The sequence below is a fragment of the Pseudarthrobacter sulfonivorans genome, from assembly GCF_024391045.1.
Lineage (GTDB): Bacteria > Actinomycetota > Actinomycetes > Actinomycetales > Micrococcaceae > Arthrobacter > Arthrobacter sulfonivorans_B.
Genome location: NZ_JANFCZ010000004.1, coordinates 161,138 through 181,544 on the forward strand (window position 1 = coordinate 161,138; position 20,407 = coordinate 181,544).

Sequence of the window (20,407 nt, forward strand, 5' to 3'; positions counted from 1 at the left end):
GGGTCCAGCGACCATGCCCCCGGCGCTCGGGGACCCAATAAATGTAACGGGCATACGGGCCTCCTTTATAACCCTTTCGATGGCCGTGGTTGGCCTTGTTCGCTTCCTGTCGGCTTAGCGGACGGGGAGAAACGGATGGCCCGACGGACAGTGCACTGTGCCGCTTGGCTCGCGGCCATCCGCTGGCAGTTCGACGGGAAGATCATGCGTTGCCGTGTACAGCACGTCGAGGAACTGGAGGTCTGCGAATAGGAGCTGTTCCACCGACTCCGGGGTCGGCGCGATCGGTCTCGACCGGGCGTCGCGCAGTGACGTCAAAGCCACCGAGATCCGCAGCATCGCGCGGAACCCGGCCCGGGTCGGCGCCCAGTACATCCGTTCATCTGGTTGGTCCTGCCCCGGCGGTGCCCACCTGCGCCAGGCCGCCGCCTCCACCGCGGGCTCGATGTCGCCGAGCGAGCCGGCCACAGCATCGTCAGTCCCGGTGAGGCCGGCCCGGACCGACGGGAGCACGAAGTCGATCCGTTCGGCGCGCAGTGGTGACGGCGGCCGTGGTGCGATTTTGCGCACCACCGCCGGGCGTTCCTCGTTCGGGCACAGCATCGGCGGTGCGGGCGGCTCGGGGAGCGCCAGGCGGGGAACCGCAAGGAAGGGTCCATCGGTCACCTGCCAAGGCGCGAGGCGCAGTGCGACGGCGTAGAACGCAAGATCCAGCTCGACGTCCGCGGCGCAGGACGGGCACACCGCAAATGCACGGCCTTGCTCGACCAGAAACGCGTACAAGCGCTCCCGAGCGGCAATGACCGCGGGTAGCGCCACCGGGTCGTCGATAATCAGATCGGCGTGCTCGGCCCATATGGGCGCGCCATCCAGATCGACGGTCTGCACCAGCTCGCCGCGCAACAACGCTCGTTCGCGGCCGGGGCGCCGGGGCGGGTCGACGACGAGACCCGCGACGTCCGCACAGCGCGGGGGGTCCAGGGTGACCCGGCGCTCGGTGCCGGCCAGCGAGATGCTGGTACGACGCAGCGCATCGAGGCAGCCAACGGCAAGAGGTTCGGGCATCACGGCTTCAGCTCCTCGAACCGGACCCGCTTGAAGTTGTTCTCGACCTCGTCGTCATCGAACGCCAGGGTCCCGACCGGGACGTCAGCGAACACGCTGCGCCCAATGATCGGGTCGCCGTGCATGAACCAGTTGCCCTTGCCCCAAAGCTTGTCCGCCGCTGCGTTCAACGGCACGTACAGGTGGACCTCGACCCTCTCATCGGCCAGCCCGGGAACCTCGGCCGTCCGGCGCAGGTCGCCCACGAGGGCGTTCCCGCTCTCCGGCGTGTGACGGTCGACGTACCGGTAGACGCTGTCCATGTAGCCGCTGGCGCCGACGCGCGACAGCATCGGCATCGCGTTGAGCCGGTCCACGACCGTGCCGACGGTCGAGACCTTAAGATCCCGCTCGATGATCGCTGTGCGGGCGGCCGACGACAGGGCCGGCGCATCCTTCTCGCCGAGCTTGGCGGCAACGGCACGGTTCTCCAGTACGCGCAGCTCTATCGCGCGCTGCTTCGCCTCGTCAGGGTAGAGGAACCCGCGCTTGACGCGGTCGGTCAGCTGCTCGGCCATCGCGGCCTGAACCCTCTCAACCCGAGTACGCACGAAGGAGGAGACGGACTCCGACATTACCGGCGCGACGACCATGTCCATGTGCGCGCCGGCCGACTGCATCGCCAGCTCGGTGACCTGCAGCTTCTCCAGCGCCTGACGGTAGTCCCCGTGGTCGTCCACATAGGTGACGTAGGTCTTCGCGAGGTCGTAGGAGTTCTCCTGCAGGCGCTCCGCAGTGAGGCCCTGGAACGGCGGAACGATGGCCAAGTTGGCGGCGTACTGCGCCACCAAGCGCTCGGCCTGGATGATCGTCGCGTCGGTCGGGCTGAGGGCCGGGTCGACGCGCTCGACGCCCAGCAGGAGCTCGTGCATCCCCGCGACGCTCGCCTCACGGACGGACAGCTGCTGTTCGTAGGCCGCGCGCGCCTCCGATCCCGGCGTCAGCAGGGGCGAGGGCCGCGACCCGCCGACCGTGGGATCGAGGCGGTAGCGGGCGTTGTCCAGCATCTGTGTCAGCTCGCTCTCGTGCTTGCGGATCATCGCCCAGTCGACGGATCGGGGCTCGCGGAGAAGCCAGCTCCCGATCATCCTGAGCACGCCGATACGGGAGTCGATCATGTCCCACTGCTCCATCTTGCGGATCTCCTCCGCGGACATCCCGTCGAGGGAGAGCTTGGCTTCGGTCGACTGCATTGACTCGAGGATCTGCCTGCGGGACTCCGCCACGTGCTCTGCGTCGCCCTGATGCGCCCGAAACTGAAGCTGCACGAACTGCTCCCGCATGATGTCGAGCTCGGGCAGACCGGCCCATGCAGTCTTCGCCTCATCGTAGCCCCCGGCGAACGCCTTGAGCAGGTCGCGCTCCTTCGTGGTGACCTTCTCGCGATAGGCGCGGACCTCCTCGGCGATCTTGGTCTTCAGCTGGTCGTTCGGGGTCGGCCGGTCGGCCAACTCGAGAAGGCCGATCAGGACCGTGTACTCCTTCATCAGCTTCTTGATCTCCTGCCGCGAACGCGCGACGTCGTCCGGCAGGAAGTCGTACTTGCGCTCCAGCCAGTCGTACAGGCCGACCCACTCCAAGAACGGGTCGACCGCGAACTGCAGCGCGAACCCCGCCGCGGCGACAAACGCGTTCCCCGACCTCATCATCGCGCCGCCGAGGTACTGACACCCGACCTGCAGCCCGTTGCGGATCAACGAGTAGGTGATCGAGGCGTTGCGCTCCGCGTCGGTGGCGTACCGGTGCGAGCTCGCCTCCACGACGTCGAGCACGGCCAGGACGACGAACTCCGTGTTGCTGACGGGTATCTTGTTCAGCATCCGGACGCCGACGGTGACGCCGTACGCCGTGTGCACCGTGCCGATCAGGTACTCGGGGAGGTCGATCTGCTCGTCGAGGTACTGCTGGGTCGCGCCCTCCTTCTTCTTGACCATCGAATAGATCATGATGGCGCCCATCGGCCGGGTGGTTAGGTCGGCGATCTGGCGGACCCGGTCGGCCTTGGTGAACCTTGTGCGCTGCTCGACGACCGTGCCGTCGGGTGTCGTCACGCTCGCCACGTCGCCCGGCGCACCGCCGATCGGCTTGGTCACTTGGGCAAGTTCGGTGTCGACGTTCTTCAGCTCGTGCTGCAGCAGTTCCTTGGTCGCCTCCGGCGCGGTCTCGGCGTACTTCGACAGCATCGGCTTAAGCGAAGTCAGCTCTTTCGCGAACTCGGCACGGGTCTCGATGGTGTCTGTCGTGCGTAGTGTCTCGCGCAGCGCGTCGACCCGCAGGATCGCGTCTGCAATCTGGCGCTGTGCCTCGGTGATCCCGCCGGGTGGTTGTTTCAGCAGCGTGAGGGCAACCGGGTCGAACTTGGGCTCCCCGACGGGAGCGTCGGTCGCTACGAACTTGACCCGTTCATCGGCGAGCAGCGTCTCCAATGCGGTGTGCCGGGCGGCGGCGATCGGGTCGTCGGATGCCACGCCGGGTGCGGATTTGCCGGGATCCGGCGGACGCAGCTTAGACTCGTAGTGCTCTATGTAGGCGTTACGTGCCTTGATGATCTGTCGTCGGAGCTGTCCCAGGGCTTGGACCTTGGTGTTGCTTTCCCCCGTTTTCTGGCGGAACTCCGCGGCCGGAGTCCCCTTTTTCCGGGGGCGGGTCGCCAGCAGCTCAGTGATCGATCTCTCGATGGCGTCCAGCGCCGCGTCCGACCTGCGGAGGAGCCCCTTGCTCACAATTCCGGTCCGGTACGGGTCCTGAGTGACCCCGGCGATAGTCTTCTCCGGCCCCAGCACCACCTCGAGCAGGTCGACGGCTTGCTTGTTCGCCGCGACGTAAACTTCGATCTTGAGTTCGTTCAGCAGCCAGACCGTGAGCGGGTCGACGAGTGTCGCGGCGGGGTTGGTGGCGTCGATGTGGCCGGACACGATGACGATGTCCGTCGTCATGCCGCCGGACGCGCGCTTGACCCTGGTGAGCGCGCTCAGGCTCTCGATCAGGGTCCGCATCTCGCCGGTCCCGCTGACGAAGCCCTTCTGCGCGTGGTGGCTGAGGTCCCAGGCATGCAACTCGGCGGGCTTGCGACCGAGCCGGGCGAGCTCGGCGTTGAGCCGTTCGACATCCGCGCGGAGCAGGGACTCCATCGACTTCAGGTCGGGGGCCCGCTTGTCAGGGCTGATGAACAAGCGGAACCCGCCCTGGAACTCGATGACGTACGTCGTCTCGTTGGCGTCGATGCTTTCGTTGCTGGCCCGTGGAACCGTTCCCTGTGGGTTCGCCGCCGCCGCGGCAACCTGCTTCTTGATCAGGGCGTCGAGGTCCTCTGCTATCTTCGGACGTGCCGTCGAGATCCGGGTTCCGCTGGGCGTGTCGGTCTCGAGCAGGCCACGTTCTAGCAACACCGGTGCGGACTCGGTCTTCGGCAGCACCAGCTCGCCGAGAATTGGCGACTTGACGACGTGCAGCTCGCCGGCCTTGTTCACGAAGAGCGTCTCGAGCCTGATCGCCGACTTGGCCAGCTCCGCCTCGACGAGGCGGTCGACGTGCTCGTTCCAGCGCACCTCGCGGGTTGTCGGATCGAATTGTAGCACGCCGGTCTTCGGGTCGGTCTCCCACGCCGACCGGGTCGCGCTTGCCTGGTCGCGTACCTGCTCTCCGATCCGCCGGGCCTGTCGGCGGGCCACCTCCACGAGGACCTGGACCATGCGCGGGTCTTGCAGCTGGTAGGCATTGACGCGGACCGTGCCGATCCGGAATTTGGCCGCAAGCTCCGGTAATAGGCTGGTGTGGTCCTGATGCAGATGGGACAGCAGCACCTCGTTGATCGGCGCGTCTCCAATCACCAGCTCGAGCTGCTTCATCACCTCGGCGGTGATCTCGCTGTGGGCATGGGGGCCGACGCCCGCATCGATCAACGAAACGCCGTTCTTCGTCCTGACCACCCGCACGCTCCCCGCGCCGACGGCGAGCGTGGTGTACCGCGTGGTGATCGCGTAGTCGCCGCGGAGCGCGAGGGCTTCGAGCAGCGGCCGTGAGACTTGAGCCTCCTGCGGCTGCGGCGGCTGCCACTGGGGCACGACGGCTGGCGTGAACGGTGACACGGGGGCGGTCGTCCCAGGGCCGAATGGGAGCTGCGCCTCGGGCGCCGACGTCGGTTCCTCGCCCGTCTCGCACACCCCCCGGGACTCGTCGTGCGCCACGTCCACGGCCCAGCGCGGCACGGCGTACAGCACGACGCTGGGCGCGTCGAGGATCTGGTCCTCGAACTCGATCCGCTGCTTCACGGTGCCTTCCGGCGCACCGCCCGGGCGGATGTGCGGGATCTCGAGGTCCAGCCCGGAGGGCAGACACTGCGGCAGCGGCGGCGGCGCCACGGGCGCGATGCACATCTGCGCATGGTCGTCGTACGTCGTCGTGCCGAGCGGATTCCCGGTGAGCGGATCCGGGTCGAGCCCGACGGTCCCGAGCCCGCGCGGGGCACTGTTCAGCAGCGGTACGGCGCTATGACCCGACACGACGGCGTCGGCGATGGCTGTCGCGCTGCGCTCGTACGGGTCGTCTCCGGGTCCCCCTTGCTGCAGGCCGGCGTGCGCCTGGACGACATGGGCCATCTCGTGCGCAGCGAGTCTGAGGTCGGGTGGCTGGCGGAAACCGATCCGGTCATCAAGGGCGAACCCGCGGGCGCCCAGCTGGGACGCCATCGCACCGGCATCACCGCCCGTCTGGGTGCGTACGCCGGTGACGTCGTACGGCCCGAATGCACGTTGGATGCGTCCCAAGTGCGGCAGCGGCGCCTCGGCGGAAGCGAGCGACGCAGCAACAAGGCTCGTTCTTTGGTCCCCGGCCCTCGGCGTAATCGACGACGGCGCGGAGTCGGTCTTTGGGACCACATGGCCCAGCTCGTGCGCCAGCGTCCTGCCCGTCACAGGTGGAGCCGGCCGCCGCGCGGGGGACCGCCGTGCCGGCGCTGCTGGCGCGGCCTTGTCCGGCACGGGTCCGGCGGGCTGCTGACCCAGCTGGGTCACAGCGGTCCGACAGGCTCGGTCGCCCGGTCGGCAGTGCCCCCCATGGGACGTCACCCGCCTCTGATCGTGGTTTCCCCCGTTCCAGGGTTCCCACGATCGTCGCCGACCGGTGTCACCGGGCCGTTGCGGCGATCACCTACCTCGGCACACATGCACTATGAAGCTTTACTCTCGGGCCGGTCACCGTCCAGCCTTCCGCGATGTACTCGTCCCGGTCAGACTATGTGCTCAGGCGGTTGAAGTCGCGTCGCGGAGAACGCTGCGGGATGCGGCCGCACCAGATCTGACACGACCGCTGCGGCATCGTGTGGCAGCGGCTCGCCGGGACTGACCAGCGTGGTTCAGGTACCAGTCATGACCAGTTCCAGCTCATCGTGCAGCTCAGAGGGCAGCCCCCTCTCATGTGCGTCGGTTGGGCGTGGTCGAAAATGTTGCGGACGGCAACGGCAGCAACTCTTGTCTTTCCCGTTCCGGCTTCGCCCAGCACTACCAGAAGGGGGTATTCCGCGTCGAGAAATGGCTCCTGTCCCGGGCATGGTAGGAATGTCACAGGACTCTAGGATGATGAGAGGGTCCGGGGGCGCGCACTGGCCTTGAGTTGCTTGAGTACTGCGTGCCAGTGGGGTATGGCGCCCCGCGGAAGGGTGTCCATGAACGGGCGATGGAGGTCACCCAGATTTTGTAGAAAGACCCTACGACAATCCCTCTGCGGGGTCACTTACCGGTCAGCACCAAACAGTATTCCCAGTGTCTGGAGCTAATGGCAGCAAAGGAACGACACGAGCATCTGCGATGGCTATTCATCTGCGGGTGCTGTTTAGGGCGTGCCGCAATCGTGTCCGCGCTGGTCGTGGAAAGCCGAAACTTATTCGCGATCCGGATTTCTAAAGGAATTCAGGAACCCGGCGATCACGGCGAGCGCGTCGTCGGGGTTGGTGAAGTAGCGGGGGCGATCGTCGGAGGCTCCATGAAGGTTTCGTGCGACATCCCGCCTGGCCGTGACTGCGATGAGGAGGTTTTCCGTCTGTGTTTCCAAGCGCACTATGCACACGCCGATCTGTTCGAGATGTGTCGCCTTCACTGTATTCACCCCTGATGCTCGAAGACTATGACAATTGCTTCCCGCTGCTTGTCGGCACCTCTAAAGGTGTAGATGGGGGGAGCCGGGAGGCCGGTGTCGAGAGACGCGGCGAGCAGCGAGGCCCGCAGCGACAGCAAGGGACGGCGTTCCGCCGTTGAAGCAAGACCCACGACCGTCATGACCATGTTTCGCGGTTCAGGTACTTGTTCCGACAGCTCTTTGAGAACTTTCAGAGACACCTCCTGACCCGGGTAAGCCCAACCGTTGGCAGGGTATTCCATAGTGACAATCTTCTTCTTCGGATCGACCGCTGTGCCCTCCGTGTATTTAGTCGTAGTCCCTTGATGGTCGACGATGTCGATGAAAACATCGATCGGGTCCGTCGGAGTTGGCTGTACATTTCCCTCGCTCCGGCGTACGAATGCCACCCAAGGGGAGGGCGCCTCCTTGCCGCTTTGATAGCGCGGCACGAGGACATCAACCCGCGGATACGGCGCCGGCTGAGCCAGCGGAATACGCTCACGGTGCTGTGCTTCTTCGACGGCCTGCGGAATGTAGTCCGGGTCGCATGAGATCACGCGGTAGTCGATGTGGGTTCCGAAGAACATACTGACTGCGGATTCGACCGTAGGGGCACCGCGGGGCACGGGGAGGTAGCCGGCTGGAGGCAGTTCCTGGAATCCTAGAGAGACCAGGGACACCCCGGACTTGGCCCTGGCGAAGGGGGCCGATCGGGCCGCTGCATCCACTTGCCGAAGGAAGTCCTCGCCGAGCTCTTGCCGCGTTGCTTCGTCGATCTTGACTCGGCTTCGGAAATCCCGCAGAACCTTGTACTTTTTGAACGTGTCGGTGTCGAAATCGATCTTGTCGAGTACTGCCGCATTTGCTGATAGCTGTGCTTGGAACTGCAAAACCTGCGCCATGAAGATGTTCCACGGACGCATCTGCAGGCGGGACTGCCAGGCGGCCGCGGCCGGCGGGCCTCCGACGTCACGGCGCGCCGTCCATACGTCCAGCACCCAATTGTTGTTGAAACGTTGCAGTGCTGCCAGGGGAACCCTGCCGGCCGGGGCCCGCTCGGTTCCCGCCGCCCAGGGCCACCGGGTCAGAGGGTTCAGCGGCTGGCCATTTGGTGTGGTAGCCAGCCACGGCTTGCCTTGATGGCGTTCACGTTCAAAGTATGCAGAGGCAAGACGTCCTCGTCGGTCGCGGGAGAATGATTGGGCTAAGCCCGGTAAACTGTCCGGCTCTACATGAACAGTGACACCGGTCTCCATCCACGGCTGGATGCCCTCGCCAGAGCCGGAACATGTGCTCCCGCAGGGGTCCCCATAGGTCTTCTCATGCCCGGCTGGCCACTCGGCCGGACCCACCTCTACGCGGAGGAAGCCATTAGGATCGAGGATTGCCGTTTCCTTCAGCTCCAGCACTGCCTCCGCGGTGGAGCGCAGTGGGCACCCGGACGGGTCGATGGCCAGACCCGGGCCGACTCGCAGCGTCTTCCCGTCCAAGACCATGCTGTATCCATACACCACGCCAGTGCCGCCAACTGTCCCTACCGCTTCGGCGAGCTGTCGTGCGTAGGTCTGTATCACGGCCAGATGTTCGCCTCGCAGGAACAGGCCGTCTACCGGGTTCAGGCGTGTGATGTCGCCGGGGACGGTGGGGCCGGGTAAACTGCCGGGTTGCTGGACCATGCCGGTCATGCTTCGGCCCTCCTGTTGGTCAGTGGGTTCGCAAACGTCAGGACGGCGTCGTGGCCGTTGTCGGCGGTACCGGGAGGACCGCCCACGCGTCCGGCCAACGGTACGCGGGGGCTATCGCCGTAGACGGGGGTGGGCCCGGTGCCGAGTACGATCAGCCGAATGAGCTCATTGACGGGACGGTCGGCCAGTTCGATGACGACACGCTGGGGTTTGTCCTCATAGCGGACCGTATCAATGTCCTCTTCCACCCAACCGCGTTCGGACAGCGACGTGATGCCGATGGCCCGGCGCAGCGAGGATTGCAGGACGGGTGCGCTGACCTCGAAGCTGAGCGTGCGCCCGTCGTCGGACAGGGAAGCGTCGCCGACAACGCGCGGGCCACCGCCGTCGTCTGTCCCTGTGATCCCGATCAGCGCCGGGGCCAGTCCACAAAGCAGGTCCTGGACGGCCGAGGTGGGCAACAGGACCGTCCGGACGGAAATATCCACGTCGTCAATGGTTGTGTCGAGCGTGCCGGGGGCATCACGGAGGGACAGAACGACGGCAGCCAGCACCACGCCTGCCTTGTCCTCCTCCTCGGGGAAGATGGTTGGGTAGCAGCCGCCGGAGTCGATGGCGGCCTTCAGCTCTACTTCATCGGCCGCGGCGAGCAGACGGAATTCGTGCAACAGTTCACCGGCCCTTTCGACAGGAGGCGCCGCAGCGGCTCGCTGCCGGGCGGCGACGGCGTCGCGTCCCGCGTCGTCATCGTCGCCCTGCTGTTTCTCGAGCCCCAGCAGCACGCGGACCCGGTGGTAGCCTCGGGACCCAGGTGCACGTTTCGTGCTCGCCTTGTCCTCGCCCGTGCGGCGGAGGCTATAGCTCACTTGTTCGCGGACCCGGGAGAACTGGTCACGTTGGCGGGTGACGTCGCAAGGATCGGCAAGAGTGGGCACGGCATTGGAAGGACAGGCATCAAACTCCGCGACCAGGTGCAGGGTGAGCGTTTCTGCGGCGCTGTCACTCTGGTCAGCTGCCCTTCGGTCTGCTTGGTCGGACCTGGTGATGCCGGCGTCCTTAAGCAATTGCCGGACATCGAGCAGCTTCCTGCTGTCCTGGTACAGCTCCCGCCCGACGCCGTCCAGAGCCAGTCCTGGCAGGACCTCGAGGTTGCGTGTGCCGTCGCGGTGGACGTCCAATCCGTGCACCACGCCGGAGCCGTGGAGCCAGGCATTGTGAAGCATCTGCTTGCCCCGCGGGTTGGCCATCAGGGCGTGGAAATCGGACTCGCCGAGCAGCATGCCGTACGCGACGCGAAGGGAGACGAAAGGGCTGGCCTGAAGGTCCGCCGCGCTGCAGGAGTTGCAGCCGCAGGACCCGGAGCGCTGTGTGGAGCCGTGCATCTCGGAGCTGGGCTGATCAGTCATTTAGTCTCCTTGGAGGTTCGCCGGGAAAGCGAAGCGATGCCTTGGCATATTCGCGCTGCATAGAAGCAACCAGATGCCTCTGGCCGATCCGGTCCCCTGAGGCTGCAGCCACGTAGGCGGAGGCGATGGCGGCGTTTCGGATCCAGCCGCCGGGCACGGGATACAGGTGTGCCAGGGCGGGCAGGTCGATGTCCCCGGCGAGGGCGTCAGGGGGCAGGTGCTGGGCCCACAACTCGGCCCGTCGGTCGGCGTCCGGGAGCGGGAATTCGACTACGAAGTCCATCCGCCTAATGAACGCAGCGTCGATGTTTGAGCGAAGGTTGGTGGTGAGGATGACCAGGCCGTCGAAATGGTCCAGCCGCTGCAGCAGGTAAGCTGTTTCCAAGTTGGCGTAGCGGTCATTGGCGTCGGAAATTTCCGTGCGGGTGGCGAACAGCGCGTCCGCCTCATCTAGCAGTAGCACCGCCCGTGTCCGTTCCGCAGTATCGAAGGCGGCGGCGAGGTGCTTCTCGGTTTCGCCGAGCCACTTGGAGACCACCCGGGAAACGTCCATCAGCAGCAGATCCGTGCCGGCGGCGGCGGCGACCGCGTGGGCAGCGAGGGATTTGCCGGTGCCGGGAGGACCGGTGAACAGCATCCGAGTGCCGCGGGCGGCATGCGCCCGGTCCCTCAGCTGCCAGTCTTCGAGCACTACCGCCTGATGGTCGAGCCGCGCAACAGCGTCCCGCAACTGCAAGGCGCATTCGTCCGGAAGCACCAGCTGACTCCACTTGACGGTCGGGCTGAGCAGTTCAACGCCGGGGGGCAGGCTCAACCCGGCGCGGGCCCGGACCAGTGCCGTCACCTGTGAAAGCCGCAGATGCGTAGCGGGGATAGCCTCGGGACTGGGGCTTTGGGTGCCCTGAGAAGCGGCGTCGACGGCGAGTTCGGCGATCAGCGCCGGGTCCAGCGGGTGCCGGGCCGCCAGACCCGCGGCCTGCCCGGCGGATCCCGGGAGGGCCGCCGCCCAGGCGTCTTGCTGGTCTTTGGCTCCCACCGGTCCGGTGTCCAGAGTCAACAGAGGACGTGACCCGGAGACGCGTACCGAGGTGGTAGCCGAGCACACCAGCACCGGCCCCGCATGGGTGCCGAGGGTCAACTGACTCTGGTCCGCCCATTCAGCGTGATCCGGCTGGTCGGAACCGGCCAAGATCAGCAGCGGTACGGCCCTGCGCAGGGCCGCATGGATGGCAAGAAGGGCGGCGCCGGTTGTATCTCCGGCTTTCAGCCGTGCCGTGGCCACCCGCCGCCCCGCTGCGGCTGCCACGGCCGACGCACGGCTGAGCGTGATCGTGTCCTCCGAGCCGGCGGCGATTATGGTGCAGGGAAGGTTTGCCGCCAGTGCTGCCACTGCTGCTCGCGGCCCGGCTCCGGCCAACCAGCCGCTGAGTCCGGGGGGGACCGGACCGATGTCCACGCGCGCCAGAGCGGCCGGCCAGATGTCATAGCCGTGCAGTGCCTCCCAGAGCGCGTCAGCTAGGCGCAGGGAGCGTTCGAAGAGCGGGCCGCTGCCAACGAGCCGCAGGAGCCCTCTACAGACGGCTGGGCCGGCCAAGAGACGTCGCAGCTCAGGACGACCGTCCGCCGAGCCGGCCGCTGCTGGATCGAGAGTACGGTTTTCCGCTACATCCGGAACAAGTGCGCCGGCGAGGACCACGGCTGCGATCCCGAGGGTGGGATGGGGTTCACCCTGCGGATGCAGGCTGCGAAATGTGGCCGCGATCCCTTCGTGTTCCTCCGCCAGCCCGGCCAGCAGTATCAGATCCACCTCAGGCGGCGACAACGCGAAGTGGGAGACTAGGGCGTCCAGCGGTGCGTCCACTAATTCGGGACCCACGGAAGCTGCATCGGCCCAGTTGCTCAGGAATGCCGCAGCTTCGGCGGCGCCGGACGCTGCACTTCCGTGCAGCTCCAGCACCGCAGCCACATCGCGAGCGATCCGCGCGCTGCGGGCGGTCAGATCCGCGCTGATGTAGGAAACAGCTGGTCGGGATGTGCCTTGACGTTCGAGCCTAGGAATAGACATAGCGCACCACTACCCCCAGCCACGGGATCCAGCCGGGATCCAGATCCAGTCCGGCACGCCGGATGTCCATGTCCACGTCCGCCAGATCCAGATGCACTTCAATCCAACCGGGCTGGGCGAGGACGATTCCGCGGCGGAAGGCAGTCCCTGCCACGACGTCGAACGGATCGTGGTGCGGGCGCCCGAGGCGCACAGCTGTGGTCCGGGCCCAGTTGCCGGCCCAGGTTTGCAGGGCCGCTAGCTCCGATACTGATGCTTCATCGCCGTCGGGAGGTTCCGCTCCCGGAAGCAGCCCGGCGAAGACCAGGACGGCAGGGTCGTTGGGTGCTGCAGGCACCAGCAGTTGACCCACACGGTGCAGCAGCCAGCGCAGCGGCCTGCCGGAGAGCACCGGGGCCGCGAGGAGGCCATCAGGTATGCCGGCGTCCGCTGCAGTAGCGAATAGGAACGGCAGCCCGGCCCACAGCGTGCAAAATTGGTCCGCGTCGGCCGGGTTCTCGGGCTCCTCGGGATCTTCGGCCCCACTTACAGGGATGTCTGCAGCTTCCAGTGCGGACTTAGCCCGAGTCTCTGTGTGCCGGACTTGCTCATCCGGCGGCGGTTGGGTGACGGACTGTACACGGGTGCCGGATGCCGCTGCGACAGGGGCGTCGGACGTAACGAAGGCGTTCCCCAACACGGAGGCCGGGTCAAATCCTAAGCTCACGGCATGCAGTAGCTGCGCTGATTCGGGGCCGCGGAGCAGCCCCGGATCAACCTCGGCGAGGGACAGGACCGCCCACGCGGCGGCGGTTGCACCATCGGCGCGCAGGACGCTGCGTTTCATGGCTCTAGCCAGACTCGAGTGGCGGATGACGTCGGCTGCGCGGTCGGCGAAGCGGCTGCCGGCATCGAAGGCGGGTGCGCTCGGGGCCAGGGGACCTTTGCGGCCATCTGCGTTCCCGCCGAAGGAGTTCTCGGTGCGTCCGGCTGCCAGGCCTCGGGCGGAACCTGCCTTCCCGCGGATGGAATCCTCTTTGCGGTTGGCAGGCCCAGTCGGCATCAAGTCAATGGTGCCGCCGGACGGACCTTCCCGGCGCTGAAGGGACCCGACCATGAGGTTGGCATGCGCTCCGACAGCTGCCAAGACAAGTGCGGCGAGCTCCGACCAGCCGCCTCGACCGAGCAGTCGGTGCAGGGACGCGGCCCCGGATGACTGTGCCGCATGGACTACGGCTGGCACGGCCTGTTCGGGCCAGCGGCGCAGGGCGGCCAGTAGAGCCCTTTCCGGGGAGCTCTCAGGGTCCGGGTCCGACGGTTCAAGAAGCCCCAGCTGGTACCAGGCCCAGGCATTCTCCGTGCTTCCGGCAGTCAGTGACGCTGCCAGATCGTGGAGGGCGTCGGCGCGCCTGGGGAAATGCAGTACGCGGGGAGTGCCGTCGTTGATGCGCTGGCGCAATTCATTGACCAGTGCCTTCGCCCATTCGAGTTCCAGGGACGGGCCGGGGCGTTCGGGGTCCAGGGACAGCAGTAAATCCAGCCGGCGCAGGCACCACTCGCCGTCGGGGAAATCCACCCCGGACAGAGCCTCGTCCAGCCGGTACCCGGCCAGATTCTCAAGCATGTGCTGCAGTCTCCGGCCCAGCCCCGCCGGTCCGGCCGCGTCAACGGAGTAACCGCCGTCGTCCTTCGCGCCGGTCTCCGGCTGCCCCGTCGGCGGCAAAGCGGTGGCGCTCAGGGTGCCGATGAATAGGTCTGTCATCCGACTCTCACCTGCCCCACGGACGCGTCGCCGACCCGGGAACCAGCCGCCGGAGTACCGACGATGCCGTCGCCACCGACTCTAAACTGGCCCAATACGGCCGGGGCCCAGCCGGTGTCCGGCCCCACGAAAGACGTCAGGTTCAAATGCAGCCGCTGACCCACCCGCATCCCGGTCCCGAGCTCGCAGACCTCGTAGACAGTGTGTGCAGGGCGGTGCACGTCCAGGATGCTGCGGACTACGGCGCGCTGCTCTTCGGTGAGCCTACCCGGGACTAGTAGCGTGAAACGGTGCGCGGAGCGCTGGAAGGAATCCTGCCCAAGTGCCGGGCCGGTGCCTGCTGGCTCAGCCGCGGAGGTTCCGGCAGGGGATTTGACCGGCAGGGCAACTCCGCCGATCGCGAAGCGGCCCAGCACACCGGTAGCACGGGCATTCCCGCCGACGGCGGGGGCCGCTGCGCCGCCTGGCCCGGCACCGAGCACCATGCCGCCGAGGCCCCTAAGCTGCCAGGCTTCGATGATCACCGGCGCCCGGCCAAGGTACAGTTCCAGCATCCGGATCAGTGCGCCCCGAGTGCCCCGCCTTGTGAAAAGCCGGTAGGCTTCCGCAACCAACGTGCGCCGAGCGGATTCCGGCCAGCGCTGGTCCAGCACCAGCCCGGCGAAGCTGGCCAGCCAGGGCAGCGCCTCCTGCGGGGCGGTGCGCGGATCCAGCAGGATGGCACGTTCGGCTGCGCGCCATTCCAGCTCATGGAGAGTGCCTTCCAACGGGGCCAGGAAACGGTGCAGGAAGTCGGCGTCCGCGTCGTCGCGGGACCACGCGCGCGGCAGGCTGTTAAGCAACCGGTGGCCGGGGCATTCAATGCGTATGGCACGAACGCGGGGGCTGGCGTTGGCTGTTCCGGTGAGGCACAGTTTGAGCCAAAGATAGCGGCCCGGAGCGGCGGTGACCTGGGATTCGTAGGTGGCAAAGCCGCCCTCCGGGGCATTCGGCCATGATTGTTCCGGTCCATTGGGGCGACGGAAAACAGTGCCTTCACGGGTTAGTCCGTCAAGGAGTTCGCGGGAAGGCAGCGGGGGTGTCTGCTCAGGATGCGGTACGGGCCGCGAGCCGCGGGAAGGCGCGGTAGCCTCTACCGGGTCCAGCACGTCCTCGCCCTCGCTTGTCAGGAACTTCAGGGTGGCGCCGGTGCCCGCTGGCAGGCAGGCCTCCAGAAAGACTCGGCCCCACCGGGTATGGTAATGGCCACTGTCGAGCCGGTACGTGACCACGGATCCGGACGGCGCATGCCGGGCCGCGGAGCCGGCGGTGGAAGAGAAGCCACAGGCTGTCGTGAAAACGATCCGCCCTGCGGGGGATATCGTAAGGGCCCCGCCGTCGAAGTCCGGAGCCTCTGCCGGCTCCAACTCTGTCCAGCCGCACTCATCATCGTGCTGGAAGCGTAGGAACGGCTGCCCGGGCGCCCGGGCGACCACAAGCAGACCGTTCGAAGTTGCCTCGATGTCGGTGGCGCCCTCGACCTCAAGCTGCACGGTACCGTCAGGGGAGGCGACAGCGCTGTGTCCGCCGCCGCGCCAGAGCACCAGGAGGCCGCCGGTGAAGTGGGCGGTGATGCGGGTGGGCGCAAGCCCCGGAAAACAACACGGATCCACCAAGACGGGGCCCGGCCGGGGTCCGCGGCGGCCGTCCAGAAATACGATTTGGTCCGGGCGGCGCAGCAGTACCGCTGCCCGCCCGCAATCAGCGGCGACATCGACCGGCCGGGTGCGGCCGAACGGAACCCGGCGCAGCAGCCGCTGGGCCCACAGATCGACCACCAGCACCGCGTGGCCGGAGGCTTCGACAACATACAGCCGCTGGGACCTGTCCACGGCCAGAGCGCCGGGACGGCCCAGCGTACCGTGGCCCGTGGTAGGGGACTGCGTGCCGTCCTGATCGAAGACGTCCACCCGTCCGGCCTCGGGACGGGAGCGGTAAGCACGGCACCACCGGTCAAAGGCGAGGCCGGCGAGGCACGGAACCGGCAGGGCGACACTAAACTGCTGGGCCGCACAGTCGTCCTCGGGCATGGTTGCTGGTTCGGTCCAGTCCAGCACCACACCGCCGCCGGGCAGCAATGCTGTGTGTTCGTGTGCGCAGCGGGCCCACTGGTCAGGCTGTACCAGCAGGGTCAGGGTCCGGTCCGCATACATCAGCAGACCTCCGGAGGAAGGGGGACTGGAATTTTCTTCGCCGGGGCGGGTGCGTAGTCGGTGCCCAGCGGCAGCGGCGGTCCGGATAATACGGTGATCTCGGCGAGCTCCGGCACCTGCCAGGGCATCAGATCGATGCGCTGCTGGGATTCCCGGACGGGATGGCCCTGCCCGGCTTGGCTTGTTCCGACTTGGGGGACCGGAGCCAGAAGCAGATCCTCAAGATACTCGACCCCTTCCACTTGGACAGCCACCGCCTCGAGCTCCGCACGGCGGATGGTGCGGCCCAGCGGCCAGCCGCCGCCCTCCGGACCGAAGGGGGGAAGGGGTGCCAGATATTGGCGCAGGATCTGTTCCACCCAGCGCCGCACCGCATCCACCTGGTAGCCGTCGCGAACTTGCACACCGACGGACACGCCGATTTTCACGTACTCGGGGGGAATAATGTACAGCTCCGTGGTGACCAGCCGGCGGGCGTCCAGATAGGCTGCCACTCGGCGCAGAAGGCCCAGGTCAGGCTGCGGCGCGCCGGGGTTCTGCAAATCAGCCTCTGGAAAGACCATCACGCTCACGACGCCGGCAGCCGGCACCGTGGGATTGTCCGGATGCAAGAGTGGCAGCGTCTCGGCGCGCTGCACATCGGACACCATCAGGGCCAATTCCCGGAAGTCCTCCGCGATCACAGCCCTGTCGTGGCGGTGAACTTCGGCAGGGATGGCATCCATCGCCTCGGCCAGCCCGACGCCGTCCTTTCCGCCTACCGCAGGCAGTGGATTGGTGACCTTGACGCCGGCTGTACCGGGGAGGGCAGTGACAGCTCTGCCGCCTACGTTACCGGCGGCACCACCGCCGAATTGGTAGGACAGGACACGGATTCGCTCGCCGATCTGCGGCACGAGAGCGCGGCCGAAAGACACGGACCCGTGTTCGTAGTCGACCATGAAGTGCCGATCCGTGGGGCGGGTGTCGGAGAAATTCTGCACCTCCAGCCACGGCTTCCAACCCCCTACATCCTCCACTTCCAGCCGGACGCTGCCAGCGACTACGGGGTGGTGGTTCAGCGGGTAGCGCTGATCGCCGTCGCCGGTGCCGTTGCCTAAGAGCTCAGCGGCAGCCGTTCGGGACTGGATCGCCTGAACGGCGTTCACGCCGACCCACCGGACCTTGCCGATGGAATCGTTCCTGACGGTTTGGGCGTTTGGCGTTTGAGGTGCCGGGCGGCTGACCTGGATCCACGCGATCACGTGCCTGGCCAGCTTCTCATCATCCAGAGGAGGCGGGCTGTCCGTGCCCCCGCTGGCGGCTCCGGTCAGGTCCGGAAGCCTGGGGGGCAGCTCCAGCTTGACCACGCCAGTGGTGACCAAGCCCTTTGTGGTATCCCCCAGGACAGTCAGGTCATGGAACGCCGGCGGCTTGTTTGTTTGCGGGGCGGCGGCTTCGGATTGGGGCCCGTTCCACAGCCGCCACTGCATGGGCGGAGGGCTGGAAGTCAGACCAGCCGAGCGGAAGGCCGCTGCGCCGGCAGCGTCCAGCGACTCGAGGCGCAGTGGCTCCGGCAACTTCTCGTCAAAGGCGATCCCCACGAAGAGCGTGCGTTTGGCCAGTTTTTCCACCTCAGTGGTGTCCTTCCGGAGAAGCGCAATCCACAAAGCTCCGTCCGCTTGGGCGCTAACATCCACCGTGACGGCGCCATCGGCCAGCGGGTCCTGCGAGACCAGCGTGGTGCGGTAGAACTGGGCGGTTTCCGTCTTGACCTTGGCCCGGACGAGCGCGTCCTCGCTGCTCTCCTGAGCCGCCGGCGTCGCCGGTGTCTCAGGCGATTTGCCCGCTGCGAGCACTTCCAGCGGCCACACATACACCTCGTCTGTGGTCTGGAACGGCGTGGAGCCCGCGGCGGCCTCCACGCCTTTGAGGACCTGCACGCCCTCTGCCCGCTCGGTGGTGGCTGCCAGCAGCGTTATCGCTGGCTGAGGCGGACGGGGCCGAACACCCAGCAGCCGCAGGAATTCAATCCGCGCGGCATCCGGGAGCTGGTTGAACTGGTAGAGCAGCGATTCGCCTAGATAGGCAAACAGCTCCACGAGCGCGATGCCCGGATCGCTCTCATTGTGGTTGGTCCACTCCGGCGCGTAGACGGGAATGCGGCGGATCAGCTCGTCGCGCAGTTGCTCGTAGGATCGGTTGTCCAGGATCGGGCTGATCAGTGCCATTGGGTCGCTACTTCAGATAGAACGGATACACGAGGTTGTCCGGCCGCAGGTCCGCCAGCCGCACGTAGGAGATATCTATCCATAGCAATGAAGGATCCTCTCCGGGCGTCACCGCAACGTTCGTCAGGCGGATCCTGGGTTCCCACTGGGACAGCGCCTGGACTATGTCCTGCTCCATGGACGTGCGCGTGCCCAGAGTGTTCGGCTCCATCAGGTACCGCAGCAGCCCGCAGCCGAAGGACGGGAGCATTATGCGCTCTCCAGGTTGGGTGTCCAGGATGGTGGTGATGGACTGTCGGATCAGTTCCATGCCGCCGATGCGTTCGATGCTGAGGGTTTCGGAGCCGGGCCGCAAGGGGAAGCGCAGTCCGACGCCGGTCCACTGGTCCGCGATGTCATTGGATTGAGCTGTTGAGGACACGTCCGCCATAAGTCTATGGTGTGACGGGCGGCGTCACGGCGGCGTTTCGCGGAGAAATTGGTATTGGCGCCGGCCCTGGTTTCCAAGAACCCCCTCGCGCTGCGTAAGTGGTATTGCGGCGGCGTCATCAGCGCGGCGGTGCCAGCTTCGCAGCAACACCATGCTTGCCCTTGATCAAAATGTGAGGATTGGCTTGAAGGGATGATCAGCCTTCCACTGTTGGCGGAGTTGCTCCATGAGGATAAACGTGTCGCCGGGTTGAGCGACGAGATCCTCAAACCAGCTCCGCTTCTTCAATGCAGCACCGAGCTTTTCCGGCGTTGCTCCCTCGTCCCCGCTCTCCCACGCCTTCCACTGTTCAAGGAACTGGTGCAGGCCTGCAGCGATCCCGGCCTGCATACTGGCGGTGATGGCCTCGCTCTGTTCGTACGGTACCCCTGGGAGCATGCGGTTCCACAGACGCTGCTTTTGCTTTTCGATGTCCTCGACTAGGCCGAAGCCGCAGTCCACGGCGACCTCTATGACGAGCGGGCCGGCTGCCCTCACCATCGCATCGCGTGCTCGGGCAAGCTGAAGGCCGACCAAGCCCTTGCCAGAGGGTGCTGTCCCGGACGCAAGGACACCACTGCCGGCGGCTGCCCCGCCGAAAGACATCACCCGGATGGCGACTGTCGCCTCTGGAGCGAGTAGCGAGGTGGCGGCCCAGGTGAGATTTCCCGCCAGCGCGATCCACCAGTTCTGCCTCGCCGCCGCGTCATCAGGCTCCGGCACGCCTGCGAGCGCCGTGGTCCCTGCCGTGAGCCAGAGGTTCGCGTAGTTGCTGGCCCAGATGGGTAGGGTAGCAATAGCGCCATTGGAAATGTTTTGCCTTCGTTCGCCTTGCGCAGTGGTGTCGCCGGCCTTGATGAGGACAGGGTTGGTCTCAATGACGTCGCGTTGGACCCTGGAGTTCGCCGCAGGATCACGCGCCTGGACAACATGGGTTAGTTCGTGCGCGATGAGCTGCTGACCCCGGTTTGTTCGGGGTTGGTACTGCCCTGCACCGAAGCTTATGTGGGGACCCACAGTGAAGGCTTTGGCGGCGAGTCGATCCGATGCTTGAGCGGCGGCGGCGTCAGTGTGGATCCGGACTTCGCTGAAGGCCGCACCAAATAGTGGTTCAAGCGCAGCTCTCGTATGTTCTTCCAAGGGCTGTCCGGAGTTCGATGGAACGATTGATCCGACCGAGTTTGCAGCCGTCCGACGTAGACCGGCCGCCGGCGGTCGCAGATCGCTAGGCATTCCCGCCGGATTGCCCGATCCAAGGCGAGCGTAGTGTTCGACGCGACTGGCCATGCGTTCAGCATCCTTTTCCTGGCGGTCCTCCGGTCGGCTCACTGGAAGTTCCGTCGACAGGCCCAAATTGGGGGAGCGCCAAACAAGGGTCTGGTAGGGCTCTGAAACTGGGCCGTCAGCAGCGGCAGACTCAG

General features: G+C 66.3%; 11 protein-coding genes. All 11 read right to left on the minus strand.

What is annotated here, in order from left to right; translation table 11 throughout:
- Window positions 1-114: 114 nt before the first annotated feature.
- The 11 genes from NQJ30_RS04620 to NQJ30_RS04670 all read right to left on the minus strand — a co-directional run bounded on the left by NQJ30_RS04620 (window position 115) and on the right by NQJ30_RS04670 (window position 20,273).
- Window positions 115-1,068: a hypothetical protein gene (locus NQJ30_RS04620; RefSeq protein WP_255768567.1), complete on the minus strand. Its 954-nt coding sequence runs from the start codon at window positions 1,066-1,068 to the stop codon at window positions 115-117.
- The gene (locus tag NQJ30_RS04625) at window positions 1,065-5,870 is read right to left on the minus strand and encodes an eCIS core domain-containing protein (RefSeq protein WP_255768568.1); all 4,806 of its coding nucleotides are present in this window, start codon (window positions 5,868-5,870) and stop codon (window positions 1,065-1,067) included. Before NQJ30_RS04625 ends, NQJ30_RS04620 begins: the two co-directional genes overlap by 4 nt.
- 1,111 nt (window positions 5,871-6,981) lie before the next feature.
- A complete protein-coding gene (locus NQJ30_RS04630; RefSeq protein WP_255768569.1) occupies window positions 6,982-7,197 on the minus strand; it encodes a hypothetical protein in 216 nt (71 codons plus the stop codon).
- Between the two features lie 5 nt (window positions 7,198-7,202).
- Entirely contained in the window at window positions 7,203-8,903 is a 1,701-nt protein-coding gene (locus tag NQJ30_RS04635) for a hypothetical protein (protein WP_255768570.1), read from the minus strand.
- The gene (locus tag NQJ30_RS04640; RefSeq protein ID WP_255768571.1) at window positions 8,900-10,309 is read right to left on the minus strand and encodes a hypothetical protein; all 1,410 of its coding nucleotides are present in this window, start codon (window positions 10,307-10,309) and stop codon (window positions 8,900-8,902) included. The genes NQJ30_RS04635 and NQJ30_RS04640 overlap by 4 nt, the downstream gene beginning before the upstream one ends.
- Window positions 10,302-12,374: an ATP-binding protein gene (locus NQJ30_RS04645; RefSeq protein WP_255768572.1), complete on the minus strand. Its 2,073-nt coding sequence runs from the start codon at window positions 12,372-12,374 to the stop codon at window positions 10,302-10,304. The genes NQJ30_RS04640 and NQJ30_RS04645 overlap by 8 nt, the downstream gene beginning before the upstream one ends.
- On the minus strand, window positions 12,361-14,115 hold the full coding sequence (locus tag NQJ30_RS04650) for a hypothetical protein (protein WP_255768573.1): 1,755 nt from the start codon (window positions 14,113-14,115) through the stop codon (window positions 12,361-12,363). Before NQJ30_RS04650 ends, NQJ30_RS04645 begins: the two co-directional genes overlap by 14 nt.
- Entirely contained in the window at window positions 14,112-16,307 is a 2,196-nt protein-coding gene (locus NQJ30_RS04655; protein ID WP_255768574.1) for a phage tail protein I, read from the minus strand. The genes NQJ30_RS04650 and NQJ30_RS04655 overlap by 4 nt, the downstream gene beginning before the upstream one ends.
- On the minus strand, window positions 16,307-18,517 hold the full coding sequence (locus NQJ30_RS04660) for a putative baseplate assembly protein (RefSeq protein ID WP_255768575.1): 2,211 nt from the start codon (window positions 18,515-18,517) through the stop codon (window positions 16,307-16,309). Before NQJ30_RS04660 ends, NQJ30_RS04655 begins: the two co-directional genes overlap by 1 nt.
- Window positions 18,518-18,524: 7 nt before the next feature.
- Window positions 18,525-18,938 (minus strand): GPW/gp25 family protein, encoded by a 414-nt coding sequence (locus NQJ30_RS04665; RefSeq protein ID WP_255768576.1) that lies wholly within the window; start codon window positions 18,936-18,938, stop codon window positions 18,525-18,527.
- A gap of 174 nt (window positions 18,939-19,112) precedes the next feature.
- On the minus strand, window positions 19,113-20,273 hold the full coding sequence (locus NQJ30_RS04670; RefSeq protein WP_255768577.1) for an eCIS core domain-containing protein: 1,161 nt from the start codon (window positions 20,271-20,273) through the stop codon (window positions 19,113-19,115).
- Window positions 20,274-20,407 lie beyond the last annotated feature (134 nt).

What these genes read in the sequence shown, in the direction of transcription:
- NQJ30_RS04635 (WP_255768570.1), bottom strand. Translation starts at nt 8,903, where the DNA reads ATGACCGGCATGGTCCAGCAACCCGGCAGTTTACCCGGCCCCACCGTC.
- NQJ30_RS04640 (WP_255768571.1), bottom strand. Translation starts at nt 10,309, where the DNA reads ATGACTGATCAGCCCAGCTCCGAGATGCACGGCTCCACACAGCGCTCC.
- NQJ30_RS04645 (WP_255768572.1), bottom strand. Translation starts at nt 12,374, where the DNA reads ATGTCTATTCCTAGGCTCGAACGTCAAGGCACATCCCGACCAGCTGTT.
- NQJ30_RS04650 (WP_255768573.1), bottom strand. Translation starts at nt 14,115, where the DNA reads ATGACAGACCTATTCATCGGCACCCTGAGCGCCACCGCTTTGCCGCCG.
- NQJ30_RS04655 (WP_255768574.1), bottom strand. Translation starts at nt 16,307, where the DNA reads ATGTATGCGGACCGGACCCTGACCCTGCTGGTACAGCCTGACCAGTGG.
- NQJ30_RS04660 (WP_255768575.1), bottom strand. Translation starts at nt 18,517, where the DNA reads ATGGCACTGATCAGCCCGATCCTGGACAACCGATCCTACGAGCAACTG.
- NQJ30_RS04670 (WP_255768577.1), bottom strand. Translation starts at nt 20,273, where the DNA reads ATGGCCAGTCGCGTCGAACACTACGCTCGCCTTGGATCGGGCAATCCG.